The organism is Halomicrobium zhouii, assembly GCF_900114435.1.
GTDB lineage: Archaea > Halobacteriota > Halobacteria > Halobacteriales > Haloarculaceae > Halomicrobium > Halomicrobium zhouii.
The window spans coordinates 1585380-1605351 of sequence record NZ_FOZK01000001.1 but is presented as its reverse complement, the minus strand read 5'-3'; the positions used below and the strand labels follow the sequence as shown (position 1 = coordinate 1605351).

The window sequence follows — 19972 nt, the reverse complement described above, 5'->3', positions numbered from 1 at the left end:
AAATTTCGGCGTGGCCTTCTCAGAACGCGAAACCGGTCGCACGGATATAAGACGCCGGGGAACAGGGAATACACAGAGATGTGGAGGATTACGGACAGGGTGGGAGTATCGACTGGGGGAACGGGGGATTCTCGCGCCCAGACTGCGCCGCTCGCAGTCATTCTGGTCCTGGCGATGGTCATCGCGGGTTCGACGCTCGTCATCGCCGTCGGCGGGCAGGCGATTTCTGAGACACAGACCCGACTCGACGGAGAACGGGCAGAGAACACGATGACGCAATTCGACTCCCAGGCCGCGATGGTCGCCATCGGCAGTGCCAGCGTTCAGCAGGTGAGTCTGGAGTCGAGCGGGGCATCGAAGTACACGGTTCGGAACGGATCGGGCTGGATGAACGTCTCCTACACGAACGGTACCAGTGGCGACGTCACCACGGTGTACAACTCCTCGATGGGGGCGGTCACCCGCACGTCGGGAGACAGCACGCTGGCGTATCAGGGCGGTGGTGTCTGGCGGTCTGACGGCGAGGGGAGCGTGATGATCTCCCCGCCGGAGTTCCACTATCGCGACGCGACGCTCACGCTCCCGATGGTCCAGGTCAGGGGCGACTCGTCCCTAAACCGGCGGGCCACTGTCACGCACAACAGCACGACACAGCACTACCCCGACCGGGACAACAGCGACTTCAGAAACCCGCTCGACGACGGACGGGTCGAAGTCACGGTCCAGAGCGAGTACTACGAGGCGTGGGGGAAGTACTTCGAGACGAGAACTGACGGTGACGTCGAGTACGACCACTCGAACAGTCGGGTGACGCTGGAGCTGGTGACCCCGCCCGAGAGCACGACCGTCACCTCGGCACTCGCAGCAGGCGCCGGTGGAAATCTCAACGTCCAGGGAACCGGTGGTGGGCCAGGTTCGTGTGCGGACTGGAACTACCTCGACAGCTACAACTCCTCGAACACGCTCGACGACTACTGCAGCCAGACCCACGGTACTAACGGGAACGTCACCTACGCAGGCGATATCACGATGTCCGGGAGTGCGAACTTCGAAGGGAGTATCCGAGGAGGAGGATACGTCCACCTCACGGGGAGTTCCTACGTCACGGAAGACGTTTACTACTCCTCGGGATCCGAACCGAGCAACTCCCGCGTCGGTGGGTCGGTCGAACAGATAGACGGCGTCGAGTCGGCGAGTCCGATCAACACGCACGTCGGAGGGCGCGTGAACGACATCGAGAGCGACAACGACAACGGCGACGCCGGCGTTCCGATAGACGGGAGCGACCGACTGACCGGGAGTGATCCGACGCTCGAAAGCGGTACGTACTACCTCGAACGCGTCGACATGGGAAGCAGCTCGGTCGACTCACTCGAGATCGATACGACAGACGGAGACGTCACCGTCGCAGTGAACGATTACATTCACGTCAGCGACGGCGGATACGATATCACTGTTACCGGTGGCAACGACGTGCGGTTCTACGTCAACACCTCCGAGAAGAAGGGCGGACGCACCGGCCTCCACGTCGGAAAGAAGTCTTCGATCTCCACTCCGCACAACAACGCGACGCAGCTCTACGTCTACGGGAAAGACGATTTCAACGCGACGATTCAGGGGGCAGGCAGCTCTAGCAGGGCCCGATTCTCCGGCGTCATCTATGCACCGTCGGGCAGTGACGGCCCAGGCACAGTCACTGTCGGGCACGGCGACGTCTACGGCGGTATCGTCACCGGTACGGCGAACATCAACACGCAAGCGGGACTCCACTACGACGAGGCGCTCGCGGCCGAACAGGCGCTCCCGCCCGACGCAGACGTCGTCCGGGTCACTTACCTCCACATCTCCGTCAATAGCGTCAACGTCACGAGCGGCTGATTCTCCCTTCGCTGCTCCCTTCAGTACTTCCTGAAGCTGTACCTGAAGAGACACGTGGCCACAAGCGCTAATGAGTGTCCCACAAGGGCAGCTAGCATGCTATCCGAACAGGGGTCACCTCGCGCTGTGGTGAACCGGTCTCTCACCGCGGGAATCGAATTCGAGTCACAGCACGATTATACGGAGCGATAACCTGACGTGCTAGTTTATGGCCACTGGCAAACAACACGGAGAGAAGAATGAGTGAGCCGGAACTCCGTTCTACGCGCCGGCGAAAGGGGATCGGGGGATCGCGAGGGCAGACGGGGCCGCTCGCTGTCATACTCGTGTTCGCGCTCGTGATAACCGGGAGCACGCTGGTCGTCGTCACCGGCGGCCAGGCCATCACCGACACCCAGAACAGGCTCGACGTCGAGCGAGCATCGAACACGATGACCCAGCTCGACTCGCAGGCGGCGATGGTCGCCATCGGCGACTCGAAGACCCAGCAGATCCCCCTGGACTCGGAGTCGGTCGAGGGGTTCAGCGTCGAGAACGAGTCGGGCTGGATGAACGTCTCCTACCAGAACACGGCCACGCGCGCCGTGACGACCATCTACAACGAGTCGATGGGCGCTATCGTCTACCGGAGCGGGACCGAGACCATCGCCTACCAGGGCGGCGGCGTCTGGCGGGCCGACGGGGACCGGAGCGTGATGGTCTCCCCGCCGGAGTTCCACTACCGCGACGCGACGCTCACGCTCCCGATGGTCCAGGTGAGCGGCGACCGTTCACTCACGCGCCGTGCGACCATCACCCGCAACTCGACGACGCGGTACTATCCGAACGAGAGCATCGACTCGCGGTTCGTGAATCCGCTCGTGAGCGGGAAAGTCAACGTCACGGTCGGTGGGCCGTACTACCGCGCCTGGGGGTCGTACTTCGAACAGCGGACTGACGGCGAGGTCACCTACCAGCACGGTCAAAACCGCGTAACGGCGTCGCTAACCGTGCCGGTCGGTGACCGGCGAGTGAAGGAGGCGGTTCACGCCTCGTCGACGTCGGGGACGATCACGTTCAAGGGATCAACCGACCCAAGCATCGACGCGTACACGTCGGCGGACGGCGACGGATACGCCGGCGAAGGAAAGGACAACGGCTGGAACAACGCGACGCTCACGACGGCCGGCGACGTCGACGTCCAGGACAACGGTGTCCAGATCTACGGGAACATCTCGGCCGGCGGGGCGGTCGACATGAAGGACTGGTCCAACAACTTCCACGGACAGCGCGTCGAGTACGGGACGAGCATCAACCCCACGCCGCCGGCCGGGGTCGAGACCGAGCAAATCTCCGAGACCGCCGACACTTCGAAGATAGACGGACCGATCAACGAGCGCGTCGACCACATCAAGAAGAACCGAGACGGTGACAGCGACTTCTCGGGCGACACGATAACGAGCAGCGCGACCATCGGCGAGGAGTCGCCCGGCGGAACGATGTTCTACGTCGACCACATCGACCTCGGGTCGACCGAGACGCTGACCGTCGACGCGACTGACGGCAACGTCTCCATCGCCGTGCGCGACTACGTCCGACTGGACCAGGGGACTATCGAAGTGGTCGGCGACCACCCAGTGCGCTTCTACATCAAGGGCGAGAACTCGCTCTCGTCGTTCTCCCCGTCTGCGACCAGCAACTCGGTCGAGCCGAACTTGCTCGTCGAGGGCGGTACGGTCCACACCGGCGGTGACGAGAACGCCACGCAAGTGTGGTTCTACGGGAAGAGCGACTTCGGGGCCGCTTCGGTGCAGAACGGCGGAAACTCGAAGATCGTCGGCGTGATATACGCACCGGGGAGCGACAGTGAGATGATAATGCGGAAGAGCGAGGTGTACGGCGGTATCGTCACGAACGAGATCGAAATCCTGGACGACGGCGTCATCCACTACGACAAAGCGCTGGAGAACGCGCGCGCCGTCCCGGAGGCAGCGCGGACGACCAAAGTCACCTACCTCCACATCTCCGTCAATCGCGTCAACGTCACGAGCTGAGACTTACCTGGGACCCGCGTCGCCGGCGGTGTCTATCACCGGTCGATGGTGACGCCGATGTCGTAGACGACGACGTGGACGACGCGTGGGTTCGAGTGTTCGCACTCCAGGTACTCTTCGCCGTTGATCGTTTCTATCGGCGTCGCGCCACAGTCGAAGTCGGGGTCGTCGACGAAGTAGTCGCGCCACAGTTCGTTGCGAGGCGAAGAGATGTTGAAGTACAGCGAGTCGACGGAGCCGCGCGAGTCGGACACGACGACGTCGGTCCCACGGTTGTTGGCACGCAACAGGACGGTCGAGCCGCCGGTACTCTCCACGCTCGAAGACTGCGCCGCGACGACCGGGATCATGACGCGGTCGTTCTCGACGACGAAGGGCGGCTCCTGCAACACCAGAGCCCCCTGGCGCTCGACGCGGAACACGGCGCCGGCCTCGTAGACGAGTTCGCGTTCCCGGTCCCCGTCGTAGACGATCGGGCGGATGTCGCGTGTCACCGTCGTCGGGTTCCCAGCACTGTCTTTCACGGTGACGTTTATCGAGACGTTCTCGTCGGTGTACAGCTGTGACTCACCGAGGCTGACCTCCGTCGCGCGGCTGGGGGCGCCGCGCTCGTAGATGTCGGCCATGTTGTCGCCGAGGACGTCGAAGGCCCGCTCCGCGTTGTTCATCTGCTCGGCGTCGCGCGCCGACTCGAGCGAGCCCAGGCCGCTGACGCTAACGATAGCCACGGAGGCGACGACGAGGCCGAACACGAGCGCGAAGCTCAGCACCTCGCTGGCGGCCCGGTCAGTCATTCGTCACCTTCAGTTTGTCTGACGAGGTGTACGTGACGACGACGGTCCCGCCGCCAGCGTTGGACGCCGCCACGTGAGTGGTCGTCTGGACCCGTACCGAGACGGAGATCTCCGGATCGTTCGATCTCAGAACGAGTTCCGCCGGAGGCCCGGTCTCCAGCGACAGCCGATACCCCGTTCCGCTGATCCGTTCCGGGAGCGACTGGGAGAGGGTCACCTCCTGGTTGCCGTCACCGGCCGTCACGAGCCGGTCGGCGCGCTGGACGTCCGAGGCGATCTGTTGCCCGATGACCTCGAGTTCGGACCGGATGACCTCCTCCTGGCGGTCCTCGACGAAGCCGCCGCCCGCCGACAGGAGCCCGGTGACGAGTACCGCCATGATGCCGAGACTGAGCACGTAGTTCAGCGTCGACGAGACGGCGCGGTCAGTCATCGCGACTCACCCGGGGCGACCCGAACGTCCGTCTCGTAGTCGAGCTTCGGCGAATTGTAGACGTACCGGACGGTCACGTCGTAGACGGCGTCGTCCCAGTACGGTGAGTCCGAACCGACGCTGGCGTTGAGAGTGTTCGAACTCGCCATCGACTGGTTTCGCGTGACCAGCGAGTAGTTTCCGTGGGCCTTGTCGCCGTGCTCGAAGGTGACGTTGTATCGGTCGCCCACGCCGCTTGCAAATCGATAGTTCCCGAAGTCACCGTTCGTATTGGGACCCTGCCGGAGCGCCCCACAGGGTTCGCCGGCGAGCCGACCCTCCGTGACGTCGACGCGGACGAACGCCTCGTCCACCTCCTGCATACATCGTGCCTCGGGCTCGCTGTCGATATCGACTTCGACGTGGACGTCGTCCGACGCCCCGTCGCGCCACAGCGTCATCGTCCAGGTCGCGGAACCCTTCCACTCCTCGACGACGATCCGGAAGGCGCCGCTCTCATCGGGTTCGAGAGACAACTTCGTGACGTTCAGTTCGAACGCCCGCGTCGCGTTCCCCTCGTTCCCGGACCGGTCGACGTCGTCGACCACGTGCCAGTCGGAGTTCCCGTTTCTGTCCTGGAACGCCCGCCCGCCGCTTTCGTTTTGAACGACCCGCGATCCATACGTCGTCGACCCGGATTTCCGCGAGACGTTGACGATGGCTGTGTCGGCCGCGCTCTGTTTCGAATAGGCCGTGTTCACGTTACCAATTCCCCTGTCGACGCCCTGTTCGAGTGTGCTCTGGTCGGTCGTGTTGTACACGTTCGCCGACGCGATGCTCTGGCCGACGCCGCGTTCGACGTCGTGTCTGAGCGTCAGGGCGTCGCCGCTCCCACCCGTCTCGCCGCGACTCGCCAGGTTCTCCGTGAAGATGGCGGAGTTGACCACGAGCGCGAGCGCGACGAACGTCACGGCGAGGGCGAAGGCGGCGACGAGGATGAGCTGCCCGCGGCTCCGTGACCCTAGATCCGCCACGCGACCACCTCCACGCGGACGACGTTGTACACGCCCGTCCCCACGTCCTGGGCGTAGAACGACGACGACTCGTCGAGCGTCACGTTGGTCCGACGCAGGTCGTGGTCGTACAGCCTGTCGTCGTCGGCCAGCGTCACCGTGCGCGAGGCGCTCACCGCGTTGTCGCTCGGGACGCCCCGGTACACGACGCGGTTCTGGATGGTTTTCCCGGAGGGCGACTGGAAACTGACGTACAGGTTGTACGAGATTCCCTTCTGGTCGAACGACCGAGACAGCATACTCCCGAGCGTCGTGTTCGGCGGGTCCGAGGTGTAGTAGCCGATGGAACTCGTGTTGTGGAAGTCGCCGTCGCTCTCGTTCCAGTAGAGCACCGTTTCTTCGAGTCCATCCCGCTCGGCGGCGGCCGAGAGGACACCGGACGCGACCGACCGCTGCTGGTTCTCGATGTGCTGGCTCGACGTACTCGCCGATAGCGGCGTCACCGCCGTCATCTGCAGTGCGAAGATGACGCTCGCGAGCAACAGCAGTGCGGCGACGACGCCCTCCAGCGTGTGTGCTTGGCCTCTGTCCATCTTACCACATCTCCACGACGACCGTCACGTCCTCGCCCGCGAGGGACGCGACGCGCGTCGCCGTCACCGCATCCGCGTTGGTCGTCGGTGGCGTCTCCCCGGCAGCCAGCCTGACGTCACACGTCCCGTCGTCCGCTTCGACCAGCGCGTCACTCGAGCCGTCCCAGCAGAGCTGTTCGGACCCGACGTCCGCGGCGGACGTGTTCCCCTGGACTGTGACGTTCGCGTTCTGTCTGTCCTTGATCCCGACGAAATCGGCCAGGTCGTCCTTCGGCGGGCCGCACGCGGTGATGTCGGTGCCGTCCTCGGCGTGCTCGAAGAAGTCGACCGTACACGCCGTATCGAGGACACCGGGTCGCTGGGACGACCCGAGCTGGTCCTGGGTCAGCCCGTCTGCGACGCGATTGACCGTCACCGTCTCGTCCTGGGCACCGACGGTGAACGGCTCGACGATACCCGGGACGAACAGGAAGATGAACATGACCACCGCGAGGAAGATACTGACCCCGATGGCGAAATCGAGCGTCGTCTGTGCGCGGCTCTCTCCGCTGCTTCCCTTCGCATCGTCGTCCCCCCTAAACATTGGTAGTCCCATCAACGCCGAACGTCTCTAATCGCTCGACGGACCGTGTCTGCAGACAGGTTAGTCTCGACTCTCTTAGCCATTGTGGCCGATTCTACCCGAGGGATAACGGGAACGTGTGACACGCCGTCCGGCGCTTCGATGCCTTTATGAAAAGCGACCGGATACGAGTGAGTGCGGGCTCGTAGATCAGTGGTAGATCACTCCCTTGGCATGGGAGAGGCCCCGGGTTCAAATCCCGGCGAGTCCATCCCGTTCTGGCCGCTGTGCTCGTCGAACTCGATTCCCGCACTGGTCGATACTCGGACGACGCCATCGATTGATCTGACCAAATCGTCCATTCCATCGTGGGCTCGACGAACGATGTCACGTGATCACTGACGCGGGCGCGCTAACTGGATCTCGCGAACGACGGTCCAGGCGGCGATATTTTTACACGATCCCCCGATAACAACGTGTCCAACTCGACTTCATTGGCGCCAAAAACTGTCATTTCAACGACTCAGGGCCATTTTTGTCCATTACGAGCGGTGAAACGATCGATAGTTTTTCGTACCTTCATACTCCTTCAATTAACGATAATCATGGGGTGTGGGCCCGAGTCCGAACAGCGTGGCATATCTCACCTGGTTGGCGCAGTCCTGCTAATCGGTATGACGATGACGGCGGTCGTGCTGATCATCGTCGCCGGCACAGGGACGATAGGGGACGTCAACGAGGACAACAAGGCAGAGGTCGCTGGGCAGACGTTCGCCCAGACCGACGAAGCGTTCCAGGCGTTCGCGCGTCAGGATCGAAACCGCAGTCGAACGGTCGAACTTCCCGAGTCGATGAACGGGGACGTCGAGGTCCGGGACTCGTCGTGGCGGTTGCGACTGAACGACAATTCCGATTGTTACTCCGGAACGCGTCGAATGGGGGAGATGCGTTACGAGGGCGACGAACAGACCGTCGGCTACGAAGGTGGCGGCATCTGGAAGAAAGACGAATCCGGCGCGACGATGGATACACCGCCGGAACTAACGTACCAGGAAGGTTCTCTCAGCGTTCGGTTCCCGAACATCACTGGGGAGATGACGACGTCGAATCGGGTCTCGCTCTCCTCGAACGTCTCTCGACAGGACCTCCACAACCAGCGGCTCTCGAAGGCGCTGTATACCGACCTCAAGTACGACGAAACTGGCAGTTACTCGATCGTCTGCTCGCCGGCCGAACTCGATAGCGCAACGCTCTGGATAGAAGACAGCGAGTACGCCAGCGCATGGGCTCGGTACTTCGAATCGAACTACGAAGATGAGCTGGTAAGCGTCGAGACTTCGGATCCGATCGAACCTGGAGACACGGTCGAAGTCGAGTTCCAGCTCGGTGACGTCTCGAATCCGGACTACAACATCACCGACTACGACGTGTCGCGCGCGACTGGCACGTCCGAGATGATCGTCGAGGCAGAGATAACCAACGACGGCGGCCTCGACGGGAGTCAGGACGTCAAGTTCGACTATACTGGCCCAAAGACTGGTTCGGATAAGAAAAACAATGTCGAACTCGAATCCGGGGAATCGACGACGGTATCGTTCAGCGTCCCGAATGGGGACATCGAATCTACCCCGCCGAAATACAACCTGGAAGTTCAGACAGAGAACGACTCGAGGGACGTCGACATTGCGTTCGGGTCCCCAACTGGAACGCCTGATGCAGCGGTCGATGCCGATGTTCCGCAAAACGCAAGCACACGCGAGGACGCGACGGCGGACGTCACGGTCGATAACGCTGGAGGGATGACTGCCTACGAAGACGTCGAATTCGAGTACAAAGCCGTCAGTGACTCTGACTGGACCTCAGTGGGTACGAAGACGGTCACCGTCGATCCCGGTTCCGACGGGACGATCCAGTTTGACTTGTTTACGGATAGCCCCGGATTGTACGACTGGCGGGCAAAAGTAGACGGAGACACAGAATCCGGCCAGTACGCCGTCGGGTCCAATCCGTACTTCTCGATCAAGGAGACGGACGGTCCTGCAGTGGTTCACTCGTACAACGACTACGAACTGGACGTCACCATCGAGAACATCGGCGACCTCCAGGGGAGTATGGACGTGGACGTCGTCATCGAGCGTAACGTGAGTTCCGGCTGGTCACACGTCGACACAAAGCGGTTCCCGCGGACGATCGACGGGACTGCTTACTCGTCGAACGAAGACGACGTAACCTACCGGAATACGTTCACTCGACAGGGCGAATACCGGTACACGATCGAGACGCCCAACGAGACGACGTCCGAGACATTCCACGTCGGTTCCCCGGAGAAGCCGATGCTCGTAGTCGATTCAGTCGACATCGCTCCCAACCCGACCACGTTCGACCGATACTCCAGGTTCGACGTGACCGTCGAAAATGCCGGGCCAGAGACGGCTAACCAGCACGTTCGAGTCCGCAACGAAGACGGCGAGATTGTCGCTTCGGAGTTCGTATCTGTCGACCCAGGCGAGAGTGAGACCATCCGTCAGCAGGGCCACATCACCGATTCGCGGTTCGATATCGGACACAACTCCGTCACGGTAACGACGGCGAACGCTTCCGTCTCGAAGACGCTGATCGTCCAGGAACGCGATAACATCGGTGGGGGTGACGACGGTACTATCGTCGTGAACGAGAACGTCAGGGCCGAAATCCAGGTGCTTGGTGCCGAACTAGAAGGGGAGGACCCGTTCTACGATTACGGGAATCACATCATTCACGCCCCGACAGAGATGTGGATGGATATCGAGAACGACTCCTACAGCGACCGAGTAGATCTCTTCGAGGACGAGTATGAAGGGGATGTGAACCATCCTGCGGCCGAGAAGGCCATGATAGAGAATTCCAGCGCTTACACCGTCCAGCGAACGTTCGGTGCTGGGACTGAGATTTCCCTGTTCGCCAGGTCCTACTACTGTGGAGATAAGTCTGGAACGGGCGTGATATTCGAAGGCATCATGCCCGGCGGGGAGGACGCAGAGGGTCTCGAGTGTTCCAAGGACAGAGAACGAATCACCATCAGTGACGACTCGAACAGCCAGAACGTGGTCATCTTGAGTGACGGTGACGAGGTTCCCGCGTTTGGTGCCGCCGATCCATACCAGCGTGACCTCAACGACATGTTGGGCCACCGCATCGACGACGATGGCACGCTCTCTCTGGGTGCGGACGAGCGCGTATTCCTCTACGAACTGTCCGATCCGAACGCACGGCCTGAGGATGCAACGGGAACTGACGACCCCGACTACAACGACGCGGTGGCGCTGTTCCGCGTGGTCGACGTGCAGCGAACGGTCCAGACCCCCGCGGACTTCACGATAGAAGACGTCGACGCTCCGGAGAGCGTCTCACGCGGCGAAGACGCCCAGATATCCATCACTGTCAACAACACCGGCGGAACAGCGGGCGACACGAGCGTCATGTTCGACATGCAGGACCAGGACATGATCCAGGGGCAGACGAACGAACTGGAGCCCGGGGAGACCGACACTGTGACGCTCGACGTCCCGACGGACGTCGACCCCGATACGTACCAGTATACAGTTCTGCTCGGTTCCGCACCGCGCGAGTCTCATTACGGTGCCATCACCATCGGCGAGGAGGACGGACCGAACTTCCAGATCACGTCGATGTCCGCACCCAACGTGAACGAGACCCACGAATCACCGACCGTCGAACTCGAGGTAACGAACACCGGGAACACCGCCGGTTCGCAGGACGTTCGGATCCTCGAAGAGCCCTACAACTTCGGTGACGAGGTCGACTCCGTCCGAGTGGACCTCGCCTCACACGAAACGAAGACCGTCACCCTGGATCTACCCACACGGGGTAGCTCCGGCGAGGTGTACTTCAAGGCGGCAACGGACGATACGACCACACGCGAACAGCGGATCTACTACGGTGAATCCGACGTCTCCATCGAGTCACTGGCCATCGGAACTTCGACGTACGGTAGTGACGGCGACCTGATCGAACGCCGCAACGCGGACACGATGAGCTTCAAACTGGAGAACGGCGGCGACGTCGGTGGCGTCCGCGACGTCGAACTCGTCGTCGGGAACGACACTGATCAGCAGAAGTTCACCGAGGATTCCATCCAGATCGGTGATGGCCGTATCTACTCGTCGTATCCCAGGTGGCTCACCTTCCCCGTGGGCCTCGACACCGGGTACTACGACTACTCGCTCACCGTCGAAGACCACGCGGGAGTCGAAGATACGTGGGAAGGTGAACTGTTCATCAGTAACGAAGTAGACGCTGGGGACGGGAAGAACAGTAGTTCGCCCATCTCCGTCGACTCGAACGAAGTCGTCATCTCGGGCTGACCGGGTGATTGCGGGCGGTTTGATTTTCGTCGCTTGCCCAGGCGACACGCCGTAGAAGATTTCCGAAAGTCCTCGATACGTGGAGAGGACGCACGTGTAGCAGGTCTTGGCCAACGTTACCTGCACCGTATCAGATTCTACTTGTTCGCGAAGCCGGTTGATCAGAGTCACTTACAGGTAGTCGACTGACCCGTCAGCCTAGTCAGTTACTGAGTCGACGATCAACTCCGACTACGTTTTGAAGCGCGCGAGTAGCGCCATACCGTCCGTGCCGTCGATCTTATTCAGTGAGAAGTAACTAGCGTCGCGGTGCCAATCTCGGCACAGGATTGTCATGTCGAGCGCTCCGCTCTGCATGCACGCAAACGACACACCATGAAACAGGCTGGCTTCATTCTACGTGTGCGCGTAGTCGTCGGATGGTAGAAATACGGCGCACCGGACAGCGATCCGTCAGTTCACAGCAGATAGTTCGACCGACGTGTTGTGCACGTAGACGCGGTTGACGTCCTCACAGGTGTACTTGTTCGGGTCCGCAGCGTTGTCGTCCCACTCGTCCATCTCGCGGTCGAAGAGTTGCTGCCAGGCGTCAGGGTTGTGCGTCCGGCTAACGTCGATCGTAACGTCCGACGCGGACCCGTTCTCACCGTCAGTCAGCCTGGGATACGCCGACATGGACCCGTTCTCGCGCGCCCGCAACGCCAGCGAGTCGCTGGAGACGTTCACGTCGCCGCGCACCGACACCAGACCGACGTTGGCAGTATCCGCCCCGCAACGGAACGGCGGTTTACTGACGACTGTCTGCCCGCGGTCCTGGCTCCGGTAGACGGCGCCGCTCTCGTAGACGATTTCCGTATCACGGCCGGTCTGACGGACGAACGCGCCGACGTCGACGGTGAGCGTGCGCGGTTCTGGTGCCGGTGTCCCGGAGATAGTGATCTCGATCACGGAACTGTGGCGTTCGAGCTGGTCACCGTTCAACTGGAGCTGGTGGGAGCGCTGTGGGACGCCGTCGACTCTGATGTCCTCCATCGACGAGTCGAAGCCGGTCATCGCCACCTCGGCGGACTCGGCGCGCGCGCCGTCGCGGTAGTCCTCCAGTGACCCGAGTCCACCGATAGAGACGACGCCGACGGCGGTGATGATGATCGAGAACGTCAGGACGAACGCGACGAGGTCGGAGACGCCGCGTGAATCGCTGCTGGCCCAGTCTGGGAGCGGTATCCTTCGCATGGTCAGTTCTCCCTCAGGACGATGCAGTCTCTGTCCGTGTCGTAGGCGACCTCGACCTTGCCACCGTCGACAGTGCTCTCACAGACGTCGCTCTCGGCTGTGAAACGGACCGGAACCGAGTCGTGCCTGACCGACGCACTGCTATTGACGAAGACGATGGTCTCACTCGGCTCCGGATGGACGTCGATGCTGTAGTGGCTGCCACCGATCCGTTCAGGATGCTCGGCGGTGAACGACACCGGCGCGTTCGTCGTGTTGAACTGATCGATCCGCATCAGATCGCTGACGACGGCGGTACTGACGTCTTCGAGCCCGCGCTCGACGACGTACTGGCGCTGGTCGTCGACCATCTGACTGGCACCGATCATCAGCCCGGTAAGCATGATAGACGTGATGCCGATGGTTATGGCGTGGGAGACGGCCGTCGAGACGGCGCGGTTGTCGCGGATCATCGTGGTGCCTCCGGATCTTCGACCAAGATCGTTCGATTGTACGAGAGTTCGGCACTCCTGTATCGGACCGTCACACCGGGGCGGACGGGGTAGTCGTCGGCGGCCACACGTGGATTACCTTCGACCAGGGCTCGATAGGTTCCCTCGACGTCGTCGTCCCCTTCAAACTGGAACGAAGAGGGGGTGCCGATGTCCTCGCGGACGCCTGGGAACGAGCACTCACCGCTCTCGTTCGTCCCCTGGACGAGGTCCAGCTCTGGGGTCGAATCAGTATCACAGTGTATCACGGACCCGTCGGCCGTCGTCACGGTTACCCGTGCCGCCGGCGTCGGCGGATACTCGTACGCTTCGAGCTTCCAGGTTTCGCCGGTCGTGGCGTTCCTGGCGACGACGTCGAACGAGTTCGTCCGTCCCGGTGCAGAGAACGAGTCGATCCGAAGGACGAAGCTCCGGACGTATTCGACGTCGTCGACGACGAGGTGGGGCGTTCCCGGCGCGAACGGCTGACTCGTCGTCTGCTGAATTCGGTAACCTCGCTGCCCACGGGTGACCGAGTCGTTGTACGTGACGTTGACGGTTCCACTGGAATCGTCAAGCGTCATATTCCGCGTGTAGTTGTGATACGTGGTCACATTGCTTTCGACGTACGTGAACGCGTTTCCGGGATCCGGATTTTTCGCCAGAATCTGGCCCGTCAAGCGACCGATATCGCGCTCGACCATCTCCTCTGTCCGCTCGGCGTCGTCGAGTACCCGGTACTCGGTCTGCGTGCCCGTGGCGTCGGCGTACTGCATACCGTTGAGCATGACGACAGTCCCGAGAATGGTGAGGCCGATCAGAACGGCACCGATGAGTAGCAGTTGGCCGCGGTCCGTTCTCACCATACGATGAGTCGCACCTCCACGACGTTGTACAGCTGCGAGTCTTCGTTGACGTCCGGGACGTAGAAGTCGTCGAGGTCGGATATCCGCGGCCCTTCGTCCGAACAGTCGTCGTCGTACCGGGCCCGGTCGTCGTCGTAGAGGGCCAGCTGGTACGTCGCCGAACCGGCGTTTTGCTGCGGGATGGCGAGCGAATCGTCGTCAGTACTCGTGAGGACTGCACGCTCTCGTCCATCGGAACCAGTCCAGTAGCTGACGTAGAGGTTGTAGTTCACCCCCTGTCTGTCGAACGTGTGGTTCAACTGTCGCTCGAACGGAGCCGGATCCCCGCCGGGCGAATCCCCGTCGATGACCGGTTTGCTCGAGCTGTAACACCTGACCGCCTCACCGAGCGACCCGTTGGCGGCGGTTACGCTCAGGAAGTCGGCGGCCTGGGTACCGAGCTGGTCCGGTTCTCGGTCCGAATCGCCCGACCACGGCCCCGTGTCGACTGCCTGGAGGCCGTAGAATACCGCCAGGACGACGACGATGGCGGCGATGGTACCCTCTAGCGTGTACGCCTGGGCTCGGTCCATCTTACCACGCCCTCACTGTCAGCCAGCAGACTGTCTTGCACTTGTTCCCGGGGTCGGACAGGCGAACGATCCGGGTCGTACTCGCCGCACCGTTCTGGCCTCTGTATTCGGGCCCCCAGGCCAGGTGGTCCGAGTCCCGTCCTCGCTCGGCGGGGGCTCGTGTCCCGTCCTCAATCGCCGAACTGTTGACGATGGTGACGTTGACGGTCGGTGTCCGCCGTCGGTCGGTCCCAACGTCGATGCCACTGGCGGCTTTCAAATTACGCAGATCGGTGTCGGCCTCGAGTTCCTCGTAGATGCCCGTCCCATCCGATTCGTTGTACCGGAGAACGTTCCGCTCGGCGTCGACGCTATAGTGCTCCACCAGGTACGTCGCCACCTGCCCGGACGCGGTTTCGAGGTCACCGTCGATCGGATCCTCGTAGGCCTGGTAGACGCTACCCTGGACGAACGTGAACGTCGCGATGATCGTCACGAGCAGGATGCTCGCGCCGACGACGAAGTCCTGCGGCGTCTGGCCTCTGTTATTCATCGGATCCCACACCCCTGGTCGCTGCTGCGAATTTGCTGTCGTACATTGGTTCCCACACCCGTGTTCTGCCCGCTAGCCCACTGCCATCCACACCACCAGCGCGATAGTCGGAAGTATCACCGCGAATTTCACTCCCGATATCAGGTCGACGTCCCTGATATAGCCGGCGATGAACGACGACAGGAGCGCCTGCATCGTCACCGCGTGGAAGAACAGCATCGAGAGCTGTTGGGTGTCCACGCTGCCGCCGAAGCCGGCCCCGGAGCCACTGCCCGACCCGCCGAGCCCGGACATCACGTCGAGGAACTGCGTCTTGAGCAGCGCCATCACGCCCAGCAGCGTCAGGTAGGTCATCAGGATGATGACGACCTGCATCCGCGTCCGGGCGATGCGTTCGCGGTCGATGTCGTCCTGGTTCTCGGAGGCCTGCGCGGCCGTCGAGAGCACGTCCTGGATCTGGCTGGAGGCCTCCTGGGCCTCGCTGATCAGCTTGACCGTCCGGGCCAGCCGCGGGACGTGGTAGTTGTTGTTGAACTCACGGAGGGCGTCCTTGAGGCTGGTTCCGTAGTTGACCTTCGCGTGCATCACCTCGAACTCGTCGGAGAGTTTGCCGGCGGAGGTGTCTGCGACGACGCGGATGGACTCGAGTAGCGTCATCCCGGTGTCGTTGGCGCTGGCGAGTTTCCGCAGGTTCTCCGAGAGGTTGCCGACGATGGCCTTGCGTGCGCGCTGGTTCCACTCGTAGAAGATGGCCAGCGGCAAGAGGTTCAGGTAGAGCGGGACGTACACCCAGAAGAACGTCCCGCGGACGGGGTTCGCTATCATCCCGTCGAGCGACATCGGCGCCCAGTTGAAGACAACGGTGAAGATGAGCGCGACGATGGTCAGCGGCGTCGTCACCGCGAGCACCATCAGCGGGTGGTCGCGGAAGAAGATGTGCGGGGCCGTGATGATCTGCATCAGCTCGTAGGTCCCCTCCCGGTTCCGGATCCGGTCGAAGAGACTGTAGTCGCCGGTGTAGTTCTCGATGAGGCCGAGATCCAGGATGCCCATCCCCTCGTCGACGACGAACTCGTCGTCACCGTCGCTCGGGCGGAGGTAGCCGTCGCCGATAGTGTCCTGGGTCACCGTCGAGACGAGGACGAGGAAGCCGACCCCCACGAGGGGGATGAGCCCGTAGACGGTGCCGTACAGCAGCGTCTCCTGGGACTCGCCCATCATCGACATGATGACGAGGATGATGATGAGGAGGAGCGGGAACAGCGAGAGCGTCATGTACATCTCGCCGAAGAGCTCGAGAGTGTCGAGTTGCTTTTGCTGTTCCTGCTTGGCGGTTCGCATGTGCTTTTCTTTCTGGTCCTGGAGGAAGCTCGTCATGTCACCGCCGGAGTTGATGATCGAGAGCATGTCCGTCAGGAACTGGCTCAGCTCCCCGGAGGGCGTCTCCAGGGCCTGGTTGCGGATAGCCGTCCGGTAGTCCGTATCGAAGTACTCGGTCTCGAGGACGATGGACTGGAACTCCTTGGCGCACTCGCCGTAGGTGTCGTCGGCCTTGGCCATCGCCTGGAGGATTTCGAGCTGGTTGAGACCGCCCACGGAGAGGGCGTACATGAACGAGATTGCGTCGGAGAGGAGGACGTTGACTTCGCGTTTTCGCGCGGACGCACGGAAGTACGGAATCGAGACGAGCGAGCCGAAGCCGATGCCGAAGCCGATGGCGCCGAAGACGACGCCCGTGACCACGATGAGGAAGGGGATCTTGACGGCGTTGATGATCGCCACGACGCCCTCCGGGAGGCCGGTCAGCCCCAGGAACGTCGGTGCGTCGCCGGCGCCGGCGAACAGCATCGTGACGACGAGATACCCCACGAGCGTGCCGACGAGCCACAGCGCGACGCCCGAGAGCGTGCCGACGGCCATGGCGCGCGCGAGGAACATCTCGACGTTGTCGGCCATCCGTGCCTGGGCGAGTTTCTTCTCGACGCTCGCGACGAACTCGCCCTCCTCGTCGAAGGCCCACTGGTAGGCCGGGTAGAACGTGTCACCGAGCGCACCGCCACTCCCGAGTGTCTGCTGGTCCCGGGTGTCGACGCTCATTCGCTATCTGCCTCCTTCCCCGCCTTGGGGACGAACTGGCCGAAGTCGATGCCGTCCCCGTTCTCGGCCTCTCCGGCCTGGCCGCTCCCGTTCTCGGAGTTGACGCTCGTGAGCGCGGAGATGATGTCAGGCGTCTCCATCTCCTGGTACCGGTCGAACAGGGGCTGTGCGTTCTCGAGGACCTCCCCCGTCTCCTCCAGCATCTCGCCGCTGGCGTCCGGCCGGGGCACCATCTCCTCTTTGGCCTCGTCGATGTCGATCTCGACCGACTCCATCTCACGGAGGTCCTCGAGCGAGTGTTCCAGCTGGTCGTTCGCGATGAGGGTCAGGATGGTGTCGGGATCGTTGACGAACGCCTGTATGGTCGCCGCGACCTGCGCGTACGTGTTGAGCCCGTTCTCCATGAGGTAGGCGAGGACGACCTTTCGCTTGAACAGTTCCTCGTCGAGTTTCTCCTGGGTCCAGCCGCGGTCGAACTTGATCTCTTCGAGGGTGTTCGAGTTGCCCATCTGGATGTACTCGTCCGTCTCGGCGCGCCACTCGTAGACGTCCCGGACGTTGATCTCGTCGTTCTCGGCGGAGTACTCGTTGATCTCCGTGAGCGACTTGTTCCGGCGGACCTTCTTGCCGTCGACCCGGGTCTGGGTCTGGATAGAGACGAGATCCAGCGCCGTGAACAGCGTCTTGGAGACGTTGATCGGGTCGGTGGTGAACCGCTTGATGACCTCGCCGACCGAGTCGGCGTGGAAGGTGGTGTAGGTGGTGTGCCCCGTGGACATGACCTGGAAGAGGACGCGACCTTCCTCACCACGGATCTCACCCATGACGATGTAGTCGGGCCGCTGGCGCAGTGCGGCCTCCAGCAGGTCGAACTCGTCGACGTCCCCTTTGTCGTCCTCGCCGAAGGAGGGGCGCGTGACGGAGGCGACCCAGTTGCGCTGGGGAAGTTCGACTTCCCGCGTGTCCTCGATAGAGACGATCTTCGAGTTCGAGGGGATAAAGAGCGAGACGGCGTTCAGGCTCGTCGTCTTCCCGGACGCGGTACCGCCCGCGAAGATGAGCGACTTGTTGTTCTCGATGCAGAGCCAGAGGAACGCCATCTCGTCGAGCGAGAACGTGTTCCAGTTGATGAGGTCGATGGGCGTGAACGGGACGTCCTTGAACTGCCGGATGGTGTAGTTGGTCCCGTGGTCCGAGACTTCGCGCCCGAGCGTTAGCTGGGCACGCGAGCCGTCCGGCAGCGTCGCGTCGACCTGCGGCTGGCGCTTGGAGATGCCTTTGCCGGAGCGCTGGGCGAGTTTGACGACGAAGTCGTCGAGGCTCTCGCGGCCGTGTTCGACGTTGGAGATGATCTGCTCGTAGTCGGTGTGGTAGACGAACACGCGGCTGTCGTAGCCGTCACAGGAGATGTCCTCGACGTTGATGTCGTGTTTGACCGGGTCGATCTTCGCGTAGCCGATGAAGTCCCGCTTGAGCATGTACAGGAGCTTCTCGACCTGGTACTCGGTGAGGTCGTCCGGGTCGTCGGCGACGATAGCCGGTTCGGGCCGGGCCTCGATGCCCTCGAGTTCGCCGGCCCGTTCCTCGACCTCGCCGCCCTCGACGCCGAACAGCTCGCCGATCTGGTCGAGGAATCCGCCACCGCCGCCCTGGCTCGCCTCGACGCTCCCGTCGTAGAGGTCGTAGCGGCCCAGCAGCCGTTCGGCCTCGCGCTGGATGACGTCGGCCCGGTCCGCGTCAGACCCCTGGACGATGACGTCGTCTTCCGAGTACTTGATCGCGGTCTTGAGCTTCCGCGAGAGAAAGCCCTTGAGTTCGTCCTCGATCTCGTTGAGGTGGGGCTGAATCACGTAGTACTTCTTCTCGTTCTCCTTCTTCGAGTGGAAGATGACGACGCAGGCGTAGGGCTTGTTCACCCAGTAGCGTTCGATCTCCTGGAAGTGGCTCTTCTTCTTCAGGGGAACGGACTTCTCCAGGTCGTAGCGGTTGACGACCGTGGTGTGGCCTTCCTGGGTCGAGAAGAACTCGTCCTCGTCGAGTTCGGGGTTGACGTTGACCGTGTGCTCCTCGATCAGGTTGGACATCAGGTCCCCGACGTCGCCCGCGTGGGCGAGTCTATTTTCGGTCTCGTCGGGTTCGAAGCCGAGGTACTCCTCGGGTTCGAAGGGTACCTTTTCGCCGCCGCGGGTCCGCGGGACGGAGCCGTCGTCCTCGTAGTAGTACTCCCGCTTGAAGTGCTCCCAGGTGTAGACGTCTTTGGCGACCGGCGTCGCCTCCGGGTCGAGGTACTCCTCGAAGACCTCGTTCAGTCCCTTCGCCTTGCCCGCCGCGGTTTCGATGCGGTCGCGGATGCGCTGCGGTTCGAAACCGAGGTACTCGCTCCGGTCGAATCGTCCCCCCGTGTGGTGGTCACGCCGCAGGTCGTCCCACGTGTAGTCCCCGACGGTAACGTCCTCACGGTCGGTCTGCGAACCTCCCCCGCGGTTCGCGCCGTCGGACGCCTGTCCACCCGTATCATCAATAGCCATTATCATTCATCTACCTGTATGGGTG

Annotated in this window: 15 protein-coding genes and 1 tRNA gene; 4 read left to right on the top strand and 12 right to left on the bottom strand. The window is 62.2% G+C overall.

Annotated features, from left to right (window positions below; translation table 11 throughout):
• Positions 1-99: 99 nt before the first annotated feature.
• Together BM337_RS07450 and BM337_RS07445 are read left to right on the top strand one after the other, a co-directional pair.
• Complete coding sequence (locus BM337_RS07450; RefSeq protein WP_143117652.1) at positions 100-1878, top strand: DUF7289 family protein; 1779 nt, start codon at positions 100-102, stop codon at positions 1876-1878.
• A gap of 239 nt (positions 1879-2117) precedes the next feature.
• Positions 2118-3911 (top strand): DUF7289 family protein, encoded by a 1794-nt coding sequence (locus BM337_RS07445; protein ID WP_089815427.1) that lies wholly within the window; start codon positions 2118-2120, stop codon positions 3909-3911.
• A 35-nt stretch (positions 3912-3946) separates the two neighbouring features.
• Here BM337_RS07445 and BM337_RS21035 read toward each other — a convergent pair whose 3' ends face one another.
• Genes BM337_RS21035 through BM337_RS07420 form a run of 5 tightly spaced genes read right to left on the bottom strand, consistent with a single transcriptional unit; the run spans position 3947 to position 7306 of the window.
• Positions 3947-4705, bottom strand: a complete 759-nt coding sequence (locus BM337_RS21035) for a DUF7289 family protein (protein ID WP_089815425.1) — start codon at positions 4703-4705, stop codon at positions 3947-3949.
• Entirely contained in the window at positions 4698-5138 is a 441-nt protein-coding gene (locus BM337_RS07435) for a DUF7266 family protein (RefSeq protein WP_089815423.1), read from the bottom strand. Before BM337_RS07435 ends, BM337_RS21035 begins: the two co-directional genes overlap by 8 nt.
• Complete coding sequence (locus tag BM337_RS07430) at positions 5135-6151, bottom strand: DUF7261 family protein (RefSeq protein WP_089815421.1); 1017 nt, start codon at positions 6149-6151, stop codon at positions 5135-5137. The genes BM337_RS07435 and BM337_RS07430 overlap by 4 nt, the downstream gene beginning before the upstream one ends.
• Positions 6139-6723, bottom strand: coding sequence for a DUF7288 family protein (locus BM337_RS07425; protein WP_089815419.1), 585 nt, complete (start codon positions 6721-6723; stop codon positions 6139-6141). The genes BM337_RS07430 and BM337_RS07425 overlap by 13 nt, the downstream gene beginning before the upstream one ends.
• 1 nt (position 6724) lies before the next feature.
• Positions 6725-7306, bottom strand: a complete 582-nt coding sequence (locus BM337_RS07420; protein ID WP_089815417.1) for a DUF7287 family protein — start codon at positions 7304-7306, stop codon at positions 6725-6727.
• Between the two features lie 178 nt (positions 7307-7484).
• Here BM337_RS07420 and BM337_RS07415 point away from each other — a divergent pair.
• Together BM337_RS07415 and BM337_RS07410 are read left to right on the top strand one after the other, a co-directional pair.
• Positions 7485-7556, top strand: a tRNA-Ala gene (locus BM337_RS07415).
• 334 nt (positions 7557-7890) lie between these two features.
• Entirely contained in the window at positions 7891-11649 is a 3759-nt protein-coding gene (locus BM337_RS07410) for a DUF7289 family protein (protein WP_089815415.1), read from the top strand.
• 453 nt (positions 11650-12102) lie between these two features.
• Here BM337_RS07410 and BM337_RS07405 read toward each other — a convergent pair whose 3' ends face one another.
• The 7 genes from BM337_RS07405 to BM337_RS07375 all read right to left on the bottom strand — a co-directional run bounded on the left by BM337_RS07405 (position 12103) and on the right by BM337_RS07375 (position 19947).
• Positions 12103-12882 carry a DUF7289 family protein gene (locus tag BM337_RS07405; RefSeq protein WP_089815413.1) on the bottom strand — a complete coding sequence of 260 codons (780 nt, stop codon included), beginning with the start codon at positions 12880-12882 and terminating at the stop codon, positions 12103-12105.
• A 2-nt stretch (positions 12883-12884) separates the two neighbouring features.
• Positions 12885-13334: a DUF7266 family protein gene (locus BM337_RS07400; protein ID WP_089815411.1), complete on the bottom strand. Its 450-nt coding sequence runs from the start codon at positions 13332-13334 to the stop codon at positions 12885-12887.
• Positions 13331-14218, bottom strand: a complete 888-nt coding sequence (locus BM337_RS07395; protein ID WP_089815410.1) for a DUF7261 family protein — start codon at positions 14216-14218, stop codon at positions 13331-13333. The genes BM337_RS07400 and BM337_RS07395 overlap by 4 nt, the downstream gene beginning before the upstream one ends.
• Entirely contained in the window at positions 14212-14790 is a 579-nt protein-coding gene (locus BM337_RS07390; RefSeq protein WP_089815408.1) for a DUF7288 family protein, read from the bottom strand. Before BM337_RS07390 ends, BM337_RS07395 begins: the two co-directional genes overlap by 7 nt.
• A 1-nt stretch (position 14791) precedes the next feature.
• On the bottom strand, positions 14792-15322 hold the full coding sequence (locus BM337_RS07385; RefSeq protein WP_089815406.1) for a DUF7287 family protein: 531 nt from the start codon (positions 15320-15322) through the stop codon (positions 14792-14794).
• 72 nt (positions 15323-15394) lie between these two features.
• Positions 15395-17419 carry a type II secretion system F family protein gene (locus BM337_RS07380; RefSeq protein ID WP_089815404.1) on the bottom strand — a complete coding sequence of 675 codons (2025 nt, stop codon included), beginning with the start codon at positions 17417-17419 and terminating at the stop codon, positions 15395-15397.
• Positions 17416-19947 (bottom strand): type II/IV secretion system ATPase subunit, encoded by a 2532-nt coding sequence (locus tag BM337_RS07375; RefSeq protein ID WP_089815403.1) that lies wholly within the window; start codon positions 19945-19947, stop codon positions 17416-17418. Before BM337_RS07375 ends, BM337_RS07380 begins: the two co-directional genes overlap by 4 nt.
• Positions 19948-19972 lie beyond the last annotated feature (25 nt).

What these genes read in the sequence shown, in the direction of transcription:
- BM337_RS07400 (WP_089815411.1), bottom strand. Translation starts at nt 13,334, where the DNA reads ATGATCCGCGACAACCGCGCCGTCTCGACGGCCGTCTCCCACGCCATA.
- BM337_RS07390 (WP_089815408.1), bottom strand. Translation starts at nt 14,790, where the DNA reads ATGGACCGAGCCCAGGCGTACACGCTAGAGGGTACCATCGCCGCCATC.
- BM337_RS07445 (WP_089815427.1), top strand. Translation starts at nt 2,118, where the DNA reads ATGAGTGAGCCGGAACTCCGTTCTACGCGCCGGCGAAAGGGGATCGGG.
- BM337_RS07410 (WP_089815415.1), top strand. Translation starts at nt 7,891, where the DNA reads ATGGGGTGTGGGCCCGAGTCCGAACAGCGTGGCATATCTCACCTGGTT.
- BM337_RS07375 (WP_089815403.1), bottom strand. Translation starts at nt 19,947, where the DNA reads ATGGCTATTGATGATACGGGTGGACAGGCGTCCGACGGCGCGAACCGC.
- BM337_RS07420 (WP_089815417.1), bottom strand. Translation starts at nt 7,306, where the DNA reads ATGTTTAGGGGGGACGACGATGCGAAGGGAAGCAGCGGAGAGAGCCGC.
- BM337_RS07395 (WP_089815410.1), bottom strand. Translation starts at nt 14,218, where the DNA reads ATGGTGAGAACGGACCGCGGCCAACTGCTACTCATCGGTGCCGTTCTG.
- BM337_RS07405 (WP_089815413.1), bottom strand. Translation starts at nt 12,882, where the DNA reads ATGCGAAGGATACCGCTCCCAGACTGGGCCAGCAGCGATTCACGCGGC.
- BM337_RS07425 (WP_089815419.1), bottom strand. Translation starts at nt 6,723, where the DNA reads ATGGACAGAGGCCAAGCACACACGCTGGAGGGCGTCGTCGCCGCACTG.
- BM337_RS07385 (WP_089815406.1), bottom strand. Translation starts at nt 15,322, where the DNA reads ATGAATAACAGAGGCCAGACGCCGCAGGACTTCGTCGTCGGCGCGAGC.
- BM337_RS21035 (WP_089815425.1), bottom strand. Translation starts at nt 4,705, where the DNA reads ATGACTGACCGGGCCGCCAGCGAGGTGCTGAGCTTCGCGCTCGTGTTC.
- BM337_RS07380 (WP_089815404.1), bottom strand. Translation starts at nt 17,419, where the DNA reads ATGAGCGTCGACACCCGGGACCAGCAGACACTCGGGAGTGGCGGTGCG.
- BM337_RS07435 (WP_089815423.1), bottom strand. Translation starts at nt 5,138, where the DNA reads ATGACTGACCGCGCCGTCTCGTCGACGCTGAACTACGTGCTCAGTCTC.